This window comes from Actinoplanes sp. NPDC089786 (genome assembly GCF_040684855.1).
Classification (GTDB): Bacteria; Actinomycetota; Actinomycetes; order Mycobacteriales; family Micromonosporaceae; genus Actinoplanes.
Genome location: NZ_JBFBGU010000001.1, coordinates 204,665 through 222,313, shown reverse-complemented (window position 1 = coordinate 222,313; position 17,649 = coordinate 204,665). Strand labels below are relative to the sequence as shown.

Annotated in this window: 17 protein-coding genes; 12 read left to right on the top strand and 5 right to left on the bottom strand. The window is 69.3% G+C overall.

The window, feature by feature from the left end; genetic code table 11:
- Nucleotides 1–291: 291 nt before the first annotated feature.
- Nucleotides 292–729: a DUF5318 domain-containing protein gene (locus AB0O15_RS01060; RefSeq protein WP_364312325.1), complete on the bottom strand. Its 438-nt coding sequence runs from the start codon at nucleotides 727–729 to the stop codon at nucleotides 292–294.
- Nucleotides 730–881: 152 nt separating this feature from the next.
- Between AB0O15_RS01060 and AB0O15_RS01055 the strand changes: the two genes are divergently transcribed.
- From AB0O15_RS01055 to AB0O15_RS01045, 3 genes are all read left to right on the top strand, one after another.
- A complete protein-coding gene (locus AB0O15_RS01055) occupies nucleotides 882–1,496 on the top strand; it encodes a PadR family transcriptional regulator (protein ID WP_364312323.1) in 615 nt (204 codons plus the stop codon).
- 17 nt (nucleotides 1,497–1,513) lie between these two features.
- The gene (locus AB0O15_RS01050; RefSeq protein ID WP_364316924.1) at nucleotides 1,514–2,593 is read left to right on the top strand and encodes an inositol-3-phosphate synthase; all 1,080 of its coding nucleotides are present in this window, start codon (nucleotides 1,514–1,516) and stop codon (nucleotides 2,591–2,593) included.
- A gap of 114 nt (nucleotides 2,594–2,707) precedes the next feature.
- Entirely contained in the window at nucleotides 2,708–2,992 is a 285-nt protein-coding gene (locus tag AB0O15_RS01045) for a hypothetical protein (protein WP_364312320.1), read from the top strand.
- A gap of 8 nt (nucleotides 2,993–3,000) precedes the next feature.
- On the opposite strand, the gene AB0O15_RS01040 is transcribed toward AB0O15_RS01045, so the two are convergent.
- From AB0O15_RS01040 to AB0O15_RS01030, 3 genes are read right to left on the bottom strand one after another with little or no spacing between them, the layout of a single operon-like run.
- Nucleotides 3,001–3,357 carry a hypothetical protein gene (locus tag AB0O15_RS01040; RefSeq protein ID WP_364312317.1) on the bottom strand — a complete coding sequence of 119 codons (357 nt, stop codon included), beginning with the start codon at nucleotides 3,355–3,357 and terminating at the stop codon, nucleotides 3,001–3,003.
- Between the two features lie 55 nt (nucleotides 3,358–3,412).
- Nucleotides 3,413–3,874 (bottom strand): methylated-DNA--[protein]-cysteine S-methyltransferase, encoded by a 462-nt coding sequence (locus AB0O15_RS01035; protein WP_364312314.1) that lies wholly within the window; start codon nucleotides 3,872–3,874, stop codon nucleotides 3,413–3,415.
- A gap of 21 nt (nucleotides 3,875–3,895) precedes the next feature.
- Nucleotides 3,896–5,323, bottom strand: coding sequence for a CCA tRNA nucleotidyltransferase (locus tag AB0O15_RS01030; protein WP_364312311.1), 1,428 nt, complete (start codon nucleotides 5,321–5,323; stop codon nucleotides 3,896–3,898).
- Between the two features lie 49 nt (nucleotides 5,324–5,372).
- Here AB0O15_RS01030 and AB0O15_RS01025 point away from each other — a divergent pair, with 49 nt between their 5' ends.
- From AB0O15_RS01025 to AB0O15_RS00990, 8 genes are all read left to right on the top strand, one after another.
- Entirely contained in the window at nucleotides 5,373–6,254 is an 882-nt protein-coding gene (locus tag AB0O15_RS01025; protein ID WP_364312309.1) for a hypothetical protein, read from the top strand.
- Between the two features lie 268 nt (nucleotides 6,255–6,522).
- Entirely contained in the window at nucleotides 6,523–8,364 is a 1,842-nt protein-coding gene (gene murJ / locus AB0O15_RS01020) for a murein biosynthesis integral membrane protein MurJ (RefSeq protein ID WP_364312307.1), read from the top strand.
- Between the two features lie 178 nt (nucleotides 8,365–8,542).
- Nucleotides 8,543–10,090, top strand: coding sequence for a protein kinase family protein (locus AB0O15_RS01015; RefSeq protein ID WP_364312305.1), 1,548 nt, complete (start codon nucleotides 8,543–8,545; stop codon nucleotides 10,088–10,090).
- 41 nt (nucleotides 10,091–10,131) lie between these two features.
- A complete protein-coding gene (gene sigM, locus AB0O15_RS01010) occupies nucleotides 10,132–10,797 on the top strand; it encodes an RNA polymerase sigma factor SigM (protein ID WP_364312302.1) in 666 nt (221 codons plus the stop codon).
- A complete protein-coding gene (locus AB0O15_RS01005; protein WP_364312299.1) occupies nucleotides 10,794–11,819 on the top strand; it encodes a hypothetical protein in 1,026 nt (341 codons plus the stop codon). Before sigM ends, AB0O15_RS01005 begins: the two co-directional genes overlap by 4 nt.
- Nucleotides 11,820–11,957: 138 nt before the next feature.
- Nucleotides 11,958–12,917 (top strand): thioredoxin-disulfide reductase, encoded by a 960-nt coding sequence (gene trxB / locus AB0O15_RS01000; RefSeq protein WP_364312297.1) that lies wholly within the window; start codon nucleotides 11,958–11,960, stop codon nucleotides 12,915–12,917.
- A gap of 17 nt (nucleotides 12,918–12,934) precedes the next feature.
- Nucleotides 12,935–13,258 carry a thioredoxin gene (trxA, locus tag AB0O15_RS00995; protein ID WP_364312294.1) on the top strand — a complete coding sequence of 108 codons (324 nt, stop codon included), beginning with the start codon at nucleotides 12,935–12,937 and terminating at the stop codon, nucleotides 13,256–13,258.
- A gap of 134 nt (nucleotides 13,259–13,392) precedes the next feature.
- Nucleotides 13,393–14,676, top strand: a complete 1,284-nt coding sequence (locus tag AB0O15_RS00990; protein ID WP_364312291.1) for an N-acetylmuramoyl-L-alanine amidase — start codon at nucleotides 13,393–13,395, stop codon at nucleotides 14,674–14,676.
- A gap of 136 nt (nucleotides 14,677–14,812) precedes the next feature.
- Here the strand turns inward: AB0O15_RS00990 and AB0O15_RS00985 are convergent, their stop codons facing one another.
- Nucleotides 14,813–15,478, bottom strand: a complete 666-nt coding sequence (locus AB0O15_RS00985; protein WP_364312288.1) for a GNAT family N-acetyltransferase — start codon at nucleotides 15,476–15,478, stop codon at nucleotides 14,813–14,815.
- 181 nt (nucleotides 15,479–15,659) lie between these two features.
- On the opposite strand from AB0O15_RS00985, the gene AB0O15_RS00980 reads away from it, so the two are divergent.
- On the top strand, nucleotides 15,660–16,964 hold the full coding sequence (locus AB0O15_RS00980; RefSeq protein ID WP_364312285.1) for a PLP-dependent aminotransferase family protein: 1,305 nt from the start codon (nucleotides 15,660–15,662) through the stop codon (nucleotides 16,962–16,964).
- Nucleotides 16,965–17,649: the final 685 nt, after the last annotated feature.

Below are 17,649 nucleotides of genomic sequence, written 5' to 3'. Positions count from 1 at the left end.
CAGGGGCGGAGCCACGCCGATAGGCGTCAGGCGTAGGAGCAGGCCCGGACCCGGGCACGTTGGCCCGGGCGCGCGCAGACTGCGGATCGCCGTACGAGTTCATCGGTCACACCTACCGGTCGAGGTGCCGCGCCCGGGTAGCCCTGGAGGGGCTGCCACAGGCGGCGTCACAGACTGACGTCATGGGCTGCTCGGTCACAGCCGCCCTGTCGGATGTCCAGAATGACCGATTGCGGGGCTGGATGCCCGTACCGGTCTCAAACGTGTCCACGTTAGCGAGGGCGGATCGGTTCATCGACGACCCTCCCATCGGTGTGACGTCGACCCCGCTGCCGCCGCGTCCCGGCCCGGCTCGCCGGCGTCCAACGCATCCCGCCCGAGCAGGAACTGCTCGGTCAGGTGGTTCCAGGAACAGGACTGGCACACCTCGACGACGAACACCTGGAACTCACGCAGTGTCATCGCCAGGACCGGAAGTTCCGCGAGTTTGCGGGCCTGCCCGGCGGACTGCTTGAGCTCGTCGCCGTAGATGTAGTGCACCAGGGTCAAGTTGTCCAGACGGCAGACCGGGCAGCGGTCCTCGGTGGGTTCACCGTGAAATCTGGCCGCGTTCTTCAGGTACGGCGACGCATCGCAGACCTCGAGGGTCCCGACAAGCCCCTTGTGCAGGTCACGCAGCAGCGCTCGCTTCTGAAGCGAGTAGTCCACCACCTGCCGCTGCGTCCGCACGGCGTAGAGAGTACGCGGTCACCCCGGTCCCGGCGACAGTCATCACGCAGGGTGGCGCCGTGGTCGCGTACGCATGATCTGGTTGCCGTTTGTTCCGACCCGCTCTACGGTTGCGATGTATCGGGGCGATACATCGGAGAGGGGGGATCGGGATGATCGAGTTGGCCATCCTCGGCCTCCTGCAAGAAGCCCCGATGCATGGGTACGAGCTCCGCAAGGAACTCGCCACCAAACTCGGCACGCTGCGCGCCGCGATCAGCTACGGAACGCTCTACCCCACGCTCAAGCGCCTGCAGACCGGCGGCTGGATCACCACGGCGGGCAATGCCGACGTGGCCGAGGCCCCTCCGCTGACCAGCAAGCGCGGCCGGGTCGTCTACAAGATCACCGCCGAGGGCAAGGAGCGGTTCGCCGCGATGCTCGCCCAGGCGGGTCCCGAGACGTACGACGACGCCGGCTTCGGCGTGCACTTCGCGTTCTTCGCCCGGACCGACCGGGCCACCCGGCTGCGGATCCTCGAGGGTCGCCGCCGCCGGGTCGAGGAGCGTCGGGAGGGGCTGCGCGACGTGCTCGCGCGGGCCTCGGACCGGCTCGACGCCTACACCCTCGAGCTGCAACGACACGGACTGGACGCCTGCGAGCGCGAGGTCCGCTGGCTGGAGGAGCTGATCACGAATGAGCGCTCCGGCCGTTCCCCTTCCGCGCGTACGACGGAAGGGGAGACATCCCCCGCAGATCCGGGCCCGCCTGAGGACCGGTCATCATGACCAAGGAGGCAAACGCGATGGGCTCCGTCCGCGTCGCCATCGTCGGTGTGGGTAACTGCGCCTCGTCCCTGATCCAGGGCGTCGAGTACTACCGCAACGCCGACCCGACCGACCGTGTCCCCGGTCTCATGCACGTGACCTTCGGCGACTACCACGTCGGCGATGTGACCTTCGTCGCAGCGTTCGATGTGGACGCCAAGAAGGTCGGCATGGACCTGGCCGAGGCGATCGTCGCCAGCGAGAACAACACCATCAAGCTGTGTGACGTGCCCCCGACCGGGGTGACCGTCCAGCGTGGACCGACCTTCGACGGCCTGGGGCAGTACTACCGGGAGATCATCGACGAGTCGTCGGCCGAGCCGGTGGACGTCGTCCAGGCGCTGCGTGACGCCCAGGTCGACGTCGTGGTGTCGTACCTGCCGGTGGGCTCGGAGCAGGCCGACAAGTTCTACGCCCAGGCCGCCATCGACGCCGGCTGCGCGTTCGTCAACGCCCTGCCGGTGTTCATCGCCTCCGACCCCGTGTGGGCCCAGAAGTTCACCGACGCCGGCCTCCCGATCGTCGGCGACGACATCAAGAGCCAGGTCGGCGCCACCATCGTGCACCGCGCGCTGGCCAAGCTGTTCGAGGACCGCGGCGTCGAGCTGCTGCGTACGTACCAGCTGAACTTCGGCGGGAACATGGACTTCATGAACATGCTGGAGCGCACCCGCCTGGTGTCCAAGAAGATCTCCAAGACCCAGTCGGTGACCAGCCAGATCCCGCACGAGATGGTGAAGAGCGACGTGCACATCGGCCCGTCCGACCACGTGCCGTGGCTCGACGACCGCAAGTGGGCCTACATCCGGCTCGAGGGCCGCAGCTTCGGCGACACCCCGCTGATGGCCGAGCTCAAGCTCGAGGTGTGGGACTCGCCCAACTCGGCCGGCGTGATCATCGACGCCGTCCGCGCGGCCAAGATCGCCAAGGACCGCGGCATCGGCGGCCCGATCCTGAGCGCCAGCTCGTACTTCATGAAGTCGCCGCCGGAGCAGTACAACGACCACGACGCCAAGGCGGCGGTCGAGGCCTTCATCAAGGGCGAGATCGAGCGCTAAACTCGTCGCGTGACGTCCCCGGGGGGTCGAGCCGATGGCTCGGCCCCTCGTGTCATCCGGTCGGCCGTTCCACCCACGCCGGCCAACCCGACCCGTCACCCCACCAACCTTCTGATGGGTACGCTCGGCAGCGCTGTATTACTGGTGTCGTTGGTGGCCGCGTGCGCCCGCCCCGGCAACACCCCGCCGCAGGCCCCGGTCCCCGGCAACACCACGGTCCAGGTCACCATCAGCGGCGCCGCCACCGGCCAGGCCACGATGCAGGTCTCCGCCTTCATCGAGCAGGTCTCGCCGAGCGCGCGCCCGTGCCTGCCGAACTCGATGCTCGCCCGCCTCCCCGACGGCGAGATCCCGGTCGGCCCCAGCGGCCCGGTGGCGCCCTCACCGTGTCGTCGCTGAGCCGATCGTCAGGCGATCAATTTCTCAAGCCGCGCGACGCGGTCTCGCGTCTTATCGGCGAGCGCGCGCCATCTCACCTCCTCATCGACATCCCCGCGGTCGCGCGCCTCCTCAGCAAAGCGATCTATGTCGGTCGCCTCGGCCAAGAACGACGTCACTGCCGGCGCAACTGTCGTGGGGCAGTGGGTGGTCTCCTTTCGGAACTTGATCATCATCTCGGTGGCGAAGGCGCTGCTGAGTGCGCACCACTGGTCGTAGACCTGCGCCTCCGTTTCGTTGGCGATCGCCTTGATCGACCTCAGCCTTTCGAACAGCTTCCCAAGATGCGCGATTGCCTCTTCGTGAGCAGCTCCTCCTGAGTCCATGCCGCATTTTTACTCTTGCCTATAGTCATGAGTCAACAGGACATCTGTCATCTAGTTATGCGCCCCAGGAGCGCTCCAGCGCGACCCGCGCCTCCAGCTCGAGCAGCTTCCGTTTGCGCTCCAGCCCACCACCGAAACCGACCATCTTGCCCCCGGCCCCGACCACCCGATGGCACGGCACGATGACCGGCACCGGGTTGTGGTTGCACGCCGTGCCGACGGCCCGGGACAACCCGACATCACCCAGCGCGGTGGCGATCTCGCCATAGGTGACCATCTCGCCGTACGGAATCTTGGCGATCTCGGCCCACACCGACCGCTCGAACTCGGACCCGCCGCGCATCTCCACCGGCAGCGTGAACTCGGTCAGCCGCCCGGCGAAATAGGAACGCAGCTGATCGGCCACCGGCCCGGCGCCCTCGACCGGCCCGGACGCGGCGAACCGCACCCCGACGACGGTCGCACCGTCGAGCGAGACTCCCAGCGGACCGATCGGCGACTCCACCACCACATGCATGGCGACGATTCTGCTCGGGCCCTACGACAAGTTCTGGTCCCGGGCCCACTTCAGCAGTTCGGCCTCGGCCTCGTCACGGTCGAGCGGGCCGCGGTCCAGGCGCAGTTCCCGGAGGTGCTTCCAGGCCTTGCCGACGATCGGGCCGGGCGGGACGCCGAGCAGCTCCATGATCGCGTTGCCGTCGAGATCGGGGCGTACCCGGGCCAGGTCTTCCTCGGCCGCCAGCCGGCTGATCCGTTCTTCCAGCGCGTCGTAGTCGGCGGCCAGCTGCGCCGCCTTGCGCCGGTTCCGGGTCGTCACGTCGGACCGGGTCAGCTTGTGCAGCCGGGACAGCAGCGGTCCGGCGTCGGTGACGTAGCGGCGTACCGCCGAATCGGTCCACTCGCCCCGGCCGTACCCGTAGAAGCGCAGGTGAAGAGCGACCAGCTCGACCACGTCGGAGGTCACGTCCTTGGGATAGCGCATCGCCTTCATGCGCTGCTTGGTCATCCGCGCGCCGACCACCTCGTGGTGGTGGAAGCTGACCCGCCCGTCGCGGCCGACGTCCTTGGTGGCCGGCTTGCCGACGTCGTGCATCAGCGCGGCCATCCGCAGGGTGAAGTCGGGCCCGGTGTCGCCCTCGAGGCGGATCGCGTTCTCGACCACGATCAGCGTGTGCTCGTACACGTCCTTGTGCTGGGCGTGCTCGTCGATCTCGAGCTTGAGGCCGGACAGCTCGGGCAGGAAGCGGTCAGCCAGCCCGGTGTCGACGAGCAGCCGCAGGCCGGTGACCGGGTCGGCGCCACTGAGCAGCTTGGTGAACTCGTCCCGGATCCGCTCGGCGGTGATCCGGTCGAGGTCGGCGGCCATGTCCCGCATGACCGAGAGGACCGATTCGTCAACCTTGAACCGGAGCTTCGAGGCGAACCGGGCGGCCCGCAGCATCCGAAGTGGATCATCACCGAAGGAGAGGGAAGGAGCGGCCGGGGTACGAATCAGGCCGGCCGCGAGATCTTGCAGGCCACCGTACGGATCAGTGAACTGGTGCCCCGGCACCGAGACGGCCATGGCGTTGATCGTGAAGTCGCGCCGCTGCAGGTCGTCGAGCAGATTATCGCCGTACGTGACGATCGGGTTCCGGGTGACGCCGTCGTACGCCTCGGCCCGGAACGTCGTGATCTCGATCCGCAGGCCGTCCTTCTGCACGCCGATCGTGCCGAACTCGCGCCCCGTCTCCCAGATCGCGTCGGCCCAGCCCTTGACCACCGCGAGCGTCTGTTCCGGCCGCGCGTCGGTGCAGTAGTCGAGGTCGTCGCCGAGCCGCCCGAGCAACGCGTCGCGAACCGACCCGCCCACGAGATGGAGTTCGTGGCCGGCGTCGGCGAAGCGGCGACCCAACTCGTCGGAGATCGGAGAGACGCGCAGCAGCTCCGCAACGGCGTTGCGCTGCGCCGAGTTCAGTACAGACATGGGACGACCAGCGTATCGGTCGTGGCGGCGACCGGCGGAAGCGGGCAGGATGGGCGTCGTGCCCGTTTCTGAGGCGCTGAGCCGCCTCAGCCAAGATCCCGCGTTCTGGGCCAGCGTCCTGACCGGTGACCGCTTCACCGAGAGCCGGCCGACGCTGCACCTCTCCTTCCCGGTCGTCGGCGGCTACGCCCTGGTCCTCGAGGCCGATCTCGGCGGCGGCGAGCGCGCCCTCGGTCTGCGCAGCCCGGCCAGCCTGGAGCCGATCCAGCTCGGCTGGACCGCGCCCGGTCTGCCGCTGCCGGCCGCGTTGCGCTGGTGGGAACTCGATCTCTGCGCCCGGGTGATCGCCCTGGAAGATCCGACCCTCCCGCACCCCGGCCTGGTGGTGGCCCTGCTCTCACCGTTCGCGCCGGCGCTGCCCGAGGACAACGGGCACGAGATCACCCAGGTCCGCACGGCCGCCTACCGCTCCCTGCTGCGCCCGCCGCCCGGCGACGAACCGCCCGACCCGCGCCGCGAGCCACCGTTGCCCCTGTTCACCGACGCCGCCTGGTGGCCGTCCCCCCGGGTGCTCGACGACGCCACGATCACCCGGTACCTGACCGCCGACCAGCCCCACGCCGAGGTCCGCTCCGGTCACCGTTTCCCCCGGGCCGACCTCGACCGCATGCTCCGGCTGGCCGACCGGCGGCTGGCCGAGCTCGCCGACAACCCCCTTTTCGCGCGGGTACGCCCGTCCGCCCGCCAAATCACCGAGAGCGGCGACCTCTCCCACGTGTCCGAGCTGGTGCACGTGCTGACCGAGGCCGGCTGCGACCACCCGACCGTGCTGGACGCCCTCAGCGAGCCCCTGGTGCCGGCCGAGGCCTGCTGGATGGTCGAGACCCTGGCCGGCGCCGCACCCGGCACCCTGCTGCGCCGCTGCGTCTAGCACGTCTCCTCGCGCACCGCCCCGGCCTGTGGATGACGCCGGAACACTCCCGTCCTGTGGATGACGCCCAGGCCCATCCCGCCGCCCGCGCTACGTTCCCGCCCACCCAGAGGGCGGGGGCGGTGGCGGTCCTCGCGCTCGTGCGCGCGCGCACGCGCGCGCGAGACGCACAAGACGGCTGGAAAGTTGCATCGGGGGCGGTGCGGTGGGCGCGCTCACACGCCACGGCTTTAGGCTTCGCTGCGAAAGACGAGCAGGGGAGAACAGCGTGACCGGCGGCCTGTACCGCAGTTCGCACGCCGAACACCAGGGCGGCGCGCCCGGGGCCACCGACGTCAGCCCGAGCGACCTCGACGAGCCGGAGGCGCCCGAGACCGTCCATCCGGAGGATGGCGGGCCGGACGACGACCACCAGCCACGTCCCGAGGACAGCGGCGTCATCCCGTCCGAGGGGCCCACGCCCGGTGTGGTGGCGGCCGAGGAGGCGCTCCCGCCCGAGCAGCCCGTGCCCGGCACCACGCGGCAGAGCGCCATCATGGCCGTCTGGAGCTTCGTCAGCCGGGTCATCGGCTTCGTCCGCAACGCCCTGGTCGGCATGACGCTGGGTTCGGCGGTCGGCGACGCGTACACCAGCGCCCAGTTCCTGCCGAACCAGATCTACGAGCTGCTGCTCGGCGGCATCCTGACCAGCGTCCTGATCCCGTTGCTGGTGCGCCGCCGGAAGGCCGATCCGGACGGCGGTCAGGCGTACACCCAGAAGCTCCTGACCTTTGCCATGGTCAGCCTGGGCATCGCGACGGTCCTGGTGGTCCTGGCCGCGCCGGTCATCACCTGGATCCAGTCCGGCGGCAGCACCACGCCCGAGTATCGCGACCTGGTCACGATGTTCGCGTACCTGATGTTGCCGATCATCTTCTTCACCGCTCTGTCCGCGCTGATCGGCGCCGTGCTCAACGTCCGCGGGCACTTCACCGCACCGATGTGGGCGCCGATCCTGAACAGCGTCGTGGTGATCGCGGCCTGCGGCGTCTTCCTGCTGTTCCTCAACAGCCCCGACGGCCTGACGATCGCCGACATGACGCCGGCCCGGGTCGCGGTGATCGGCGGCGGCACCCTGCTCGGCATGATCGTCCAGGCGCTCGGGTTGCTGCCGGCCCTGCACAAGGTCGGTTTCCGGTGGAGCTGGCGGTGGGACCCGCGCGGCCTCGGGCTCGGCGAGATCGGGCGGCTGGCCGGCTGGATGCTCTGCTACGTGGTGGCCAACCAGGTCGGGGTCTTCATCGTGGTCCGGCAGCTGAGCGGCGTCTCCGGCAACGACAACGCGAGCACGCTGGCCTACAACTACGTCTACCTGCTGACCATGATGGCGCACGGGATCATCGGGGTGTCGGTGATGACCGCCCTGCTGCCGAAGATGAGCGCGGCCGCGGCCGAGGGCCGGTTCGCCGACGTCAGCGAAGATCTGCGCCGCGGCATCCGGCTGGTCACGACGGCCCTGGCCCCGATCGCGGCGGTCTACGCGGTGCTCGGTGTGCCGATCGCGGTCACGCTCTTCCAGGGTGGCAACTTCAGCCTCGATGCCGCGCACGCCACCGGCACGGTTTTGGTCACCGGTTCGCTGGTCGTCATCCCGCTGTCGATCAGCTACCTGTGCACGTACGCGTTCTACTCGCTGCAGGGCAACAAGACGGTCGCGCTGATCAACATCCCGGTGGTCGCGCTGCGCGTCACCGGGTACCTGGTGCTCGCCCGGGTGCTGTCCGAGTCGATGGCCGCGGCCGGGATGACGGCGGCCAACGCCATCTCGTACGCTCTCTCCGCGGTGATCTCGCTGTCGGTGCTGCGGCGTCGGATCGGCCGGCTCAACCTCGGCTCCCTGGTCGCCGCAGTGCTCAAGGTCTTCGTGGCCGCGGCGGTGGCCGGTGTGCTGGGTTGGCTGGTGGTGCGGCTGCTGCCCGGTGGTGGCCAACCGGACCGCCTCGACGCGCTGCTGCAGCTGGTGGCGGGTGGTGCGGTGATCCTCGTGGCCTACCTCGGGGTGGCCGCTCTGCTGCGGGTGTCCGAGATCAGCCAGGTCGTCGGGACGGTCCGCCGCAAACTTGGACGTTGACGACTATGCACAAGCTGTGGATAACTTTCTGATCAGACAGTTCGGCTCCGCCATTCGGACGAACCACCCCAGCCAGGGCTTTGTTTGGCGCTGCCGCGCCAGGGGGATGACCTGTGGGCCGGTGGCGGCGGGCGGGTAAGGTCGCTCTGGACACGTGTGCACCACCGAGGGAGGACGGGTGACCCAGGTCGGCGAAGGCCAGGAGACCACGGCCGATGAGTCCGGTCCGGTCATGACCTTCGGTGCACCCACCGTCGGTGAGATCCTGGCGGAGCGCTACCAGCTAGAGGAACACGTCAACAACGACAGCGCCGGCCGTCAGGTCTGGCGCGGTATTGATGTGATCCTCCGCCGCCCAGTTGCGGTTGTGCTGCGCTATCCGGGTGGCGACTCGGCCACCGAGATGCTTCAGGCCGCGGTCGCCGCGAGCCGGGTGATTCATCCCAACCTCTGCGGCGTGTACGACGCGATCGACGAGAGTGCGCGGGCCTATGTGGTGCGCGAGTGGGTCGACGGCGAGGCATTGCGTGACCTGATCGCCGCCAACGGCCCGCTCGAGCCGGCCCGGGCCACCGCGATCGCTCATTCGATCGCCGACGCCCTGGCCGCGGTGCATGCCACCGGCATGGTGCACGGCAACGTGCACCCGGGAACGACCCTGATCGGCGACGACGGCCGGGTCGTGCTGGCCGACGCGCGCGCCGACTCGGCCGATTCCACCGAGGGCGACGTGCGGGCGGTCGGTGGCCTTCTCTACTACGCGCTCACCGGCACGTGGCCCCATGCCGAGCTCGGCCAGTCCGCGCTGCCCGACGCCGACCGTGACGCGAGCGGTGTGCTGCCCTCGCCGCGGACCATCCGCGCGGGCGTGCCGGCCTACCTCGACGACCTGACCATGGACCTGCTCGACAAGCGGGTCGCGGCGCCCGATGCCGACGCCCTGGCGGCCGAACTCGACCGGCTCGACGCGGCCGACGACGACTACGAAGATGTCGGCCCGCTGCGGTTCGCCCAGAACAGCACGGCGACCGAACCGGTCCGCAGCACCCGCAAGATCGTCTTCGGGGTCGGCGCGCTGGTCGTGATCGCGCTGGTCGGCCTGATCTTCGGCATCCGGGCGATCAGCAACTCGGGCAAGCCCGACCCGACGCAGACCAACCAGGCCGGCACCGCGCCGGCCGGGCAGGACGGCGGCGAGCAGACCCCGGGCGGCCAGGCCGAAGCGCCGCCGCCGGCGAAGATCCCGCTGACCGCCGACATGGTCCGCATCGTCGACCCGCCCAAGGGCAGCCGGAGCGACAAGGGCGAGTCCGAGTTCACGGTCGACGACGACAAGGAATCCGGCTGGGAGACCCAGCGCTACAACCAGTCCAACTTCGGCAACAACAAGCCGGGCATGGGCGTGCTGATCCACCTCCCGTCGCCGCGATCGATCGCCGATGTCCGGGTCGAGACCACCACGGCCGGTGTGGCCATGGACATCCGGGTCGGCACGAGCGACCCGGGCGACAGCTCGCAGGGCGACAAGAAGATCGTCGAGAGCTACAAGAAGCTCGGCGAGGCCGACACCAGCAAGACCGACGGGACCAAGGAGATCTTCCCGGTCTTCGACCCCGACCAGAAATACCAGTACATCCTGGTGTTCATCACCGACCTGCCGAAGGCCGACGACGGCAGCGGCAAGTACAAGCTGACGATGAACAACCTCGAGCTGTGGGGCTACTGACCGGGTCCCGGCGACTCGCCGGTGTCGACTAGATTCTCAGCGTGACCACCGGCGGTGCAACCGAGGGCGTGACCGACGCCGAGCTGTTGCACGCCCATGTCGAGGGTGACCCCGAGGCGTTCGCCGAGCTGGTCCGGCGCCACCGCGACCGGCTGTGGGCGGTGGCCCTGCGAACGGTCGGCGACCGGGAAGAGGCCGCCGACGCGGTGCAGGACGCGCTGCTGTCGGCCCACCGCGCGGCCGCCCGGTTCCGGGGCGACGCCCAGGTCACGACCTGGCTGCACCGCATCGTGGTGAACGCCTGCCTCGACCGCGTCCGCAAGCGCCAGGCCCACCCGACCGTGCCGCTGCCGGACGGCCGGCACACCGACGACGGCGCCGCCGCGACCGGTCCCGAGCCGGCCGCACCGGTCCGCGACCACGAGACCGCGCTGGTGGTCCGGCAGGCGCTGACCGAGCTGCCGGCCGAGCAGCGGGCCGCGCTGGTGCTGGTCGACGTCCAGGGCTACCCGGTGGCCGAGGCCGCCGAGATCCTCGGGGTGGCCGAGGGCACGATCAAGAGCAGATGCGCGCGCGGCCGGGCACGGATGGCTCTGCGGCTCGGCCATCTCCGCAAGGGAGACGATGGTCACGGGAACCACCAGCCGACCGGCAGCGTCCCATCCGGGTCGGTGCAGGCGAGGTCCGAGGGGAGGAAAAGCCGATGACCGCGGACGAGTTCGGCACGGTCGATGTCGACCTGCTGGCCGACTACATCGGTGACGCCCTCGACGGGCCCGATCACGAGCGTGTCGCGCGCCTGGTCGCCGACGACCCCGAGTGGCGTTCGGCTTACGCCCTGCTGTCCCCGGGAATGGACTCGGTCTCGGCCGAGCTGAGTGCGATGGGTTCCGCTCCCGAGCAAATGCCCGACGATCTTTGGGTACGCCTGGACGACGCGTTCCGATCGCCCATCGCCGACCCCTCGACGATTCCGGCCGATCTCGCCACGCCCGCCGAGCCCCATCTCGAGCCGGTTCGCGCCGACCGCCACCTGGTTTCCGTACCCACCGAAGTTTCCGCGCCCACCGAAGTTTCCGTACCCACCGAACGGTCTGAGCGCAAGAACACGTCGCGCCGGCGCCGCCTTCGCTGGGCCGCACCCATCGCCGCGGCCGCGGGGGTCGTCGCCTTCGCCGGTTTCGGCGCCGCCTACCTGAGCAACAGCAAGAGCTCCCAGGACAACGCCACGTCGAGTGCGGCCGGTGCGGCCGACATGCCGCAGAACGCCCCCGAGATCGCCTCCGCCGGCGGCGCGTCCGGGCTGGTCGACGGGCCGTTCGCCGGCCAGGTCAGCGCCACCGGAACCAACTACTCGGAGCGGTCGCTGCGCAACACCGTCCCGTTCAACAACGCGGCCCCGAAGACCGCCGACGACGGTCCGCTGTCGGCGCCCCCGGCGCAGGAACAGGCCCGGACCGGCGGGGCGATGCCCGTGCTGCCGGCCGATCCCGGGCTGAGCCGGCTCGGCTCGAGTGACGCGCTGAGGGCCTGTCTCGAGGCGATCGCCAACCAGAACGGCGCCGGCCGCATCACCGTGCAGTCGATCGACTACGCCCGATTCAACGCCGCTCCCGCCCTCATCGTGCGGTTCACCGCCGAGGGGGTCACGCAGTCGTGGGCGACCGGCCCCGACTGCGGCGCGTCCGGTCGCGGCGCGCAGGTGCGCAAGGCCGTGCAGGTAGGCTGAGAGACCCTGGATTTCCCAGTTCGTGACGCCCGACACGGGCGTGTTCCGTACGGGAATGGCGCGTCTCTACTCTGACGTTCTAGGGTGCGGAATCGCCGGAGCGAGTGCCCCGGCGGCGACAGACTTTAGGAGTCGGCTGTGGACGAGATCCGGAACCTGATCATCATCGGATCGGGGCCGTCCGGCTACACCGCGGCGTTGTACGCGGCTCGTGCCAACCTCAAGCCGCTGGTCATCGAGGGCGTCCAGTCCGGTGGCGCGCTGATGACCACCACCGAGGTGGAGAACTTCCCCGGGCACCCCGACGGTGTCATGGGCCCCGAGCTCATGGACAACATGCGCAAGCAGGCCGAGCGCTTCGGTGCGGAGTTCCTCACCGACGACGCGACCCGGGTCGAGCTCGGCGAGAAGGTCACCGAGCCGGGGGCCGAGGGCCTCAAGACCGTGTATGTGGGCGAGACCGAATATTTCGCCCGGGCGGTGATCCTGGCCACCGGTTCCGCGTGGCGGCCGCTGGGCATCCCCGGCGAGCAGGAGCTGCTCGGCCACGGCGTGTCGTCGTGTGCGACCTGTGACGGCTTCTTCTTCCGCAACCAGCACATCGTCGTGGTGGGCGGCGGCGACTCCGCGATGGAAGAGGCGACCTTCCTCACCCGCTTCGCCGAGACCGTGACGATCGTGCACCGCCGCGACTCGTTCCGGGCCAGCAAGGTGATGGCCGCCCGCGCGCTGAACAACCCGAAGATCAAGGTCGAGTGGAACTCGGTCGTCGAAGAGATCCTCGGTGACGACGGCAAGGTCGTCGGCGCCCGGGTCCGCAACACGTCGACCGACGAGACCAAGGTCCTCGACGTGACCGGCGTGTTCGTCGCGATCGGCCACGACCCGCGCAGCGAGCTGTTCAAGGGCCAGATCGAGCTGGATGACGAGGGGTACGTCAAGGTCGACGCCCCGAGCACCCGAACCAACATCCCCGGCGTGTTCGCCGCGGGTGACCTGGTCGACCACACGTACCGGCAGGCCATCACCGCGTCCGGCACGGGCTGTGCCGCCGCGCTGGACGCCGAGCGCTTCATCGCTTCATTCGTCGAGCTGTAAATCAGGAGGTCCATCCCGTGGGAGCAACCAAGGCGGTCACCGACGCTACGTTCGCCAGTGACGTACTTCAGTCCGACAAGCCGGTGCTTGTCGACTTCTGGGCCGAGTGGTGCGCGCCGTGCCGCAAGGTCGAGCCACTGCTGGCGGAGATCGCCACGGAGATGGGCGACAAGGTTGAGATCGTCAAGGTCAACATCGATGAGAACCCCGAGACGGCTCGCGCCTACCGGGTGATGTCGGTGCCCACGCTGACCATGTTCAAGGGCGGCGAAGCGGTCAACTCCGTGGCCGGCGCCAAGCCCAAGGGCGCGCTGATCAACCTGATCGAGTCGGCTCTCTGATTGTTGTTCTACGCACCCCGCGCTCTGATCGAGCGCGGGGTGTTGTTTTGGTGCCCTGTGGGGTGATCGGGGCGGCTGCGATTGGGTAGTACGCTCCGGACGGTTGCCCCCTTCGAGCTAGAGGAGTCGCCCTCGTGCGTGCGATCCGACGTGGAGACACCGGACCGGCGGTCGCGGAGATCCGTTCGATCCTGGTTCAGCTCGATTTCCTGCCGGGCGCCGCTTCTTCTGCTTCCGCGTCCTCCTCGGCTCCTGATTCCGGGTCTTCGTCGGCTCCTGCTTCCGCGGCTCCCGCTTCCGGGGCTCCTGCTTCCGGGGCTTCGTCGGCTCCCGCTTCGGCGGCTTCCTCGGCTCTGGATGACTTCGACGCCGAAACCGAGACCGCGGTCCGGGCCTTTCAGCAGAGCCGGGGCATCGGGGCGGACGGCCTCGTCGGGGTAGAGACCTGGGCCGCCCTCGACGGCGCCCGGTGGAAGCTCGGATCGCGGACGCTCTTCCACTCCGTACCTAACGCTCTCGTCGGTGAAGACGTCAGCGCGTTGCAGGAGCGGCTGCTGGAGATGGGCTTCGACACCGGCCGGGCGGACGGCATCTACGGCGCGCGGACGGCCCGGGCGGTGGCCCAGTTCCAGCGTGAGGTCGGTCTCACCGGCGACGGCTCGTGCGGCCCGCAGACCATGAAGGCGCTGCGCCGGCTCGGCCGCAAGGTGGTCGGCGGCCGCCCGCAGTGGCTGCGCGAGGCCGAGGCGTTCCGGCAGTCCGGCCCCAACCTGGTCGGCAAGACAATCGTTATCGACCCCGGTCACGGCGGCGGGGACGATTCCGGCGTGGTGGTGCCCGACGGTCCGCTGCGCTGGACCGAGGCCGACCTGGTGTACGACGTGGCGTCGCGCCTCGAAGGCCGGCTGGCCGCGGCCGGGATGCGGGTCCACCTGACCCGTGGTCCGAAGCCGGCCCAGCCGATGAGCGGGGCACAGCGCGCCGAACTGGCCAACGGGCTGGGCGCCGACCTGCTGATCTCGCTGCACCTGGACGAGAACACCAACGCCGACGCGGAAGGCGTTGCCACCTACCACTTCGGTACGGGCAACGGGCTCACGTCGACCGTGGGGGAGCGGCTCGCCAACCTGGTGCAACGGGAGATCGTGGTCCGGACCGGCCTGGAGAGCTGCCGGGTGCACGCGAAGACGTGGGAGTTGCTGCGGCTGACGCGGATGCCCGCCGTACGCGTGGATCTGGGTTATCTGACGTCGCCGAAGGACCGCGACCGGCTGGTGAACCCGCTGTTCCGCGAGCAGGTCGTCGAGGCGATCCTGGCGGCGGTGCAGCGGATGTACTACCCGGTCGAGAACGACGTGCCGACCGGCTCGATCGACGTCCGCCAGCTGCGGATGGCAATCGCGTCCCGCCGCTCGTAGCCCTGTGGACAGCTAACAACTTCGTAAAATCCGGCGGCTACGGTGACACCCCACCCTGTGATCGGGTGGGGGGCGGGTGGCGGGCGCGATTTCACATTTCGGCGTCGCGGCCCGTTCAGCTCTACCGCTGCGCGTGTCAGCTCTGGCCGCTGCGCGTGGCGGTGGCCGGGCGCACGGGGCGCAGCAGCGTCTCCGGGCTCATCGAGCCGAGCAGCTTCTCCAACGCGTACTCGACGTCCGACTTCCAGGACAGAGCGGTGCGCAGCTCGAGGCGTAGACGCGGATAGCGCGGATGCGGGCGTACCGTCTTGAATCCCACCGAGAGGAAGAAATCGACCGGCGCGACGCAGCCCTCTTCGCCCTCGCCCGCCTCGCCGAACTTGGCGTCGCCGAACGCTTCGATCGCCTTGACCCCGCGCTTGGTGAGGTCGCGCGCGACGCCCTGGACGAGCATCCGGCCGAGCCCGCCGCCGGCGAACGCGGCCACCACGTGTGAGGTCATCAGCAGGACGGCGTCGGCGCTGACCGGGCTGGTCGGGAACGCCATCGCTCGCGGCACGTAGGCCGGCGGCGCGTACATCACGAATCCGGCCGGCATGCCGTCGACGTAGGCCAGCTTGCCGCAGGAGCCCCACTCGAGCAGCGTCTGGGAGACCCAGGCTTCCTTCTCGAGCCCCGGGTCGCCGGACGCGCACGCCCGCTCGGCCGACACCGGGTCGAGCTCCCAGTAGACGCACTGTCTGCATGGTCGTGGCAGATCCTCGAGCGTGTCGAGAGTCAGGCTGACCAGGCGTCGCGACATGGGCGAGACCCCTCATCATCGGCGGACATGCGGACGCCCTCCGCGCCCCCGGAACGGGATCCTACGCTTCTCACTCCTTGATCGGCCCGAGAATGACCAGGCTTGCGAGTGATATCCGTGGTTAGCATGGGGCCTTTGTGGCTCGATTCCTGCTCCGTTTCTTTGCTGAGGGGTGACACGCATGTCCGGCACCACACAGGACGATTACACCGACCGCTATGCGCGGCGGGTCCGGGGGATGTCCACTTCCGAGATCCGCGCGTTGTTCGCCGTGGCCAGCCGGCCCGAGGTGGTGTCGCTGGCCGGCGGGTCGCCGTACATCGCCGCGCTCCCGCTCGACGCGGTGGGCGAGATGCTCGGCCGGCTCGCGACCGAGCACGGGACGACAGCGCTCCAGTACGGCATCGGCCAGGGCACGGTCGAGCTTCGCGAACACATCTGCGAGGTGATGGCCCTGTCCGGCATCAACGACGCGTCGCCGGACGACGTGGTGGTGACGGTCGGCGGACAGCAGGCGCTCGACCTGATCTCGCGGCTGTTCCTCGACCCGGGCGACGTGGTGCTCGCCGAGGGGCCGACCTACGTCGGCGCACTCGGCGCGTTCCAGGCCGCCCAGGCACAGGTGCGGCACGTGGCAATGGACGCAGACGGCCTGATCCCCGCCGCACTGGTCGAGGCACTCGCTGCCTCGGGCGGCCGCGCGAAGTTCCTCTACACGATCCCGACGTACCAGAACCCGGCCGGCGTGACCCTCTCCGAGGCCCGCCGCGAGGAGATCCTGAACATCTGCGCGGAACACAACCTGCTCGTGGTCGAGGACGATCCCTACGGGATGCTCTCGTTCGAGGAGGACGCGCCGCTCCCACTACGCGCGCGCCGGCGCGACGGGGTCATCTACCTGAGCACGTTCTCCAAGACCTTCGCGCCTGGGCTGCGGGTGGGATGGTTGTTGGCACCCCATGCGGTACGCGAGAAGCTGGTGATGATCTCCGAGGCGTCGATCCTGTGTCCCAGCGCGTTCGCCCAGGGCGCCGTGACGCAATACCTGGCGACCATGCCGTGGCGGCAGCAGATCAAGGTCTACCGCGAGGTGTACCGCGAGCGCCGCGACGCCCTGCTGATGGCGCTGTCCGACCTGATGCCGGCGGGCACCTCCTGGACGAACCCGGCCGGCGGCCTGTTCGTCTGGGCAACCCTGCCCGAGGGCCTGGACTCGAAGGCGATGATGCCCCGGGCCATCGCCGCGCGGGTGGCCTACGTTCCTGGCACCGGCTTCTACGCGGACGGCACGGGCAGGCAGAACATGCGCTTGAACTTCTCGTTCTCGTCGCCGGGCCGCCTCCGCGAGGGTGTCCGCCGGCTGGCCGGCGTGATGGAACAGGATCTCGCGATGCGGTCGATGTTCGGCACGCTGGACGAGTCCCATGCCCGGCGCGGCCGCCGAGGCGCTGCGGCAGCGGATACTCCTGGCCCTGACTTGGCATGATCATGGGCATGCCCCGGCCGTCATGTGATTCGGTTTCACGTGAAACAGGCGTCGGGTTGGTTTTGGCGCGGCCGCTGTTGCGTGGCGATGCGCTCCCGCTCATGTTTGTTGGGCGGGTGGCGCGTCGCCGCCGTCACGAGCTGCGGTCGCGGGTGCATCTGCGCTCTGACCGCAAGCTGTCTCGGCATGGGCCGTCATGCGCCAGGCAGCTGATAGCGGGACAGCCCCTTTCGCCGACAGAAGGGGTGCTGCACGGCTCGCGCTTGGACTGTTTCGGGTCTCCGCGTCCATGGTGGATCTTCCTTGCGGGCGCCGATCTCTTGTCGTACGAGCAAGTACCGATTGGACAAATAGGACGAATTGATTTGACGCTTGTGCCCTTAGGGAGGCGTCCGTCCAAGTCGGAATCGACCGTTGATGCTCGGCCCCTCTGGCTACGACGGTGCCGGCCTGGTCGGCGAGACGCCCGAACGTCGTCTCGTTTCCCACAGGCAACTCCTGCAACGGGTCGTCGAGAGCTTGCCACCGAGCCAGGGCAACTACGCAACCGAGGACGCACGTCGCCTGCCAGTCCAGGTTCCGCCCTGATCCCCCTGCCGACGAGAGCGACGTCAAGCCGCATCATGGCGGCGCCATCTCGACACACATCCGGCACTGCCGGCAACCAGCGGCCTTGGGCGTCCTC

Excerpts from the sequence above, each read along its gene's own strand:
- AB0O15_RS01055 (WP_364312323.1), top strand. The coding sequence starts at position 882 with ATGATCGAGTTGGCCATCCTCGGCCTCCTGCAAGAAGCCCCGATGCAT.
- AB0O15_RS01050 (WP_364316924.1), top strand. The coding sequence starts at position 1,514 with ATGGGCTCCGTCCGCGTCGCCATCGTCGGTGTGGGTAACTGCGCCTCG.
- AB0O15_RS01045 (WP_364312320.1), top strand. The coding sequence starts at position 2,708 with ATGGGTACGCTCGGCAGCGCTGTATTACTGGTGTCGTTGGTGGCCGCG.
- AB0O15_RS01040 (WP_364312317.1), bottom strand. The coding sequence starts at position 3,357 with ATGGACTCAGGAGGAGCTGCTCACGAAGAGGCAATCGCGCATCTTGGG.
- AB0O15_RS01035 (WP_364312314.1), bottom strand. The coding sequence starts at position 3,874 with ATGCATGTGGTGGTGGAGTCGCCGATCGGTCCGCTGGGAGTCTCGCTC.
- AB0O15_RS01030 (WP_364312311.1), bottom strand. The coding sequence starts at position 5,323 with ATGTCTGTACTGAACTCGGCGCAGCGCAACGCCGTTGCGGAGCTGCTG.
- AB0O15_RS01025 (WP_364312309.1), top strand. The coding sequence starts at position 5,373 with ATGGGCGTCGTGCCCGTTTCTGAGGCGCTGAGCCGCCTCAGCCAAGAT.
- AB0O15_RS01005 (WP_364312299.1), top strand. The coding sequence starts at position 10,794 with ATGACCGCGGACGAGTTCGGCACGGTCGATGTCGACCTGCTGGCCGAC.
- AB0O15_RS00985 (WP_364312288.1), bottom strand. The coding sequence starts at position 15,478 with ATGTCGCGACGCCTGGTCAGCCTGACTCTCGACACGCTCGAGGATCTG.
- AB0O15_RS00980 (WP_364312285.1), top strand. The coding sequence starts at position 15,660 with ATGTCCGGCACCACACAGGACGATTACACCGACCGCTATGCGCGGCGG.